Below are 871 nucleotides of genomic sequence, written 5' to 3'. Positions count from 1 at the left end.
ACTTGCGACCTTCCTCGATCAGGGTCAGCAGCAGGGCCTCGCTGTAGCGCGCCTGCAGCGGCGCATCGGCCGCGACGCCGAGGTAGCGCTCGCAGGTGCGGGCGAACGCCTCGATCACCGCGTGCGCCAGTTGCTGACGCGGCGCGTCGAGGTGGAGGCCGGGGTCGACGATGGCGAAGCGCGGGTGCAGCAGCGGGCTGGCGAAGGGCAGCTTCTGCTGGCGTTCGGCATGGCTGACCAGGCCCTCGGCGTGGCTCAGGGCGCTGCCGATCGGCAGGGTCAGCAGGCAGCCCAGCGGCAGCGCCGCGCGGATCGGCGCGCCGCACAGCAGTTGCAGCGGATCGCCGGGGTGGCACAGGGCGGCGGCGAGGAACTTGCCGGCATCGATCGGCGCGTCGCCGCCGATGGCCAGGACGAAGTCGCAGGCGTCGTGCCGGGCCTGGGCCACGGCGCGCAGCAGGGTGTCGTACTGCGGGTTGGGCTCGATCCCGGCGAAGCGGCTGAGCGGGCGCCCGTGCAGGCTGCGCTCCACCTCGGCCCAGACGCCGTTGCGCAGGATGTCGGCGCCGGCGTGCAGGGCCAGCACGCGGCTGCCGGGCGGGATTTCCTCGGCCAGGCGGGCGATCTGGCCGCGGCCGAAGTGCAGCCGGGTCGGGTTGTAGACGCTGAAGTTGCGCATGGGCGAAGCCTCGCTGCTGCGCTCACTATAGCGCCGGCTGCGCCGCCCGCCGGGCGAACCGCCCGGCGGGCTTGGGCGCAGGCATGGCCGTGCCTATAATGCGCGCCTTGCTGCAGGGGGTGAGATGAACACAGACGAACAACGTTTCGGCGGCATAGCCCGGCTCTACGGCCGCGAGGGCTATGCGCGGCT

General features: G+C 72.9%; 1 protein-coding gene. It reads right to left on the bottom strand.

What is annotated here, in order from left to right; genetic code table 11:
• Positions 1 to 679, bottom strand: a 679-nt coding sequence (locus N878_RS22885) for an iron-containing alcohol dehydrogenase (protein ID WP_021445833.1), incomplete at its 3' end; no start/stop codon positions are given.
• Positions 680 to 871: the final 192 nt, after the last annotated feature.

The organism is Pseudomonas sp. EGD-AK9, from assembly GCF_000465935.2.
Lineage (GTDB): Bacteria > Pseudomonadota > Gammaproteobacteria > Pseudomonadales > Pseudomonadaceae > Aquipseudomonas.
Note: the sequence above shows the minus strand (reverse complement) of the source record. Positions and strands in the feature narration are given on the sequence as shown.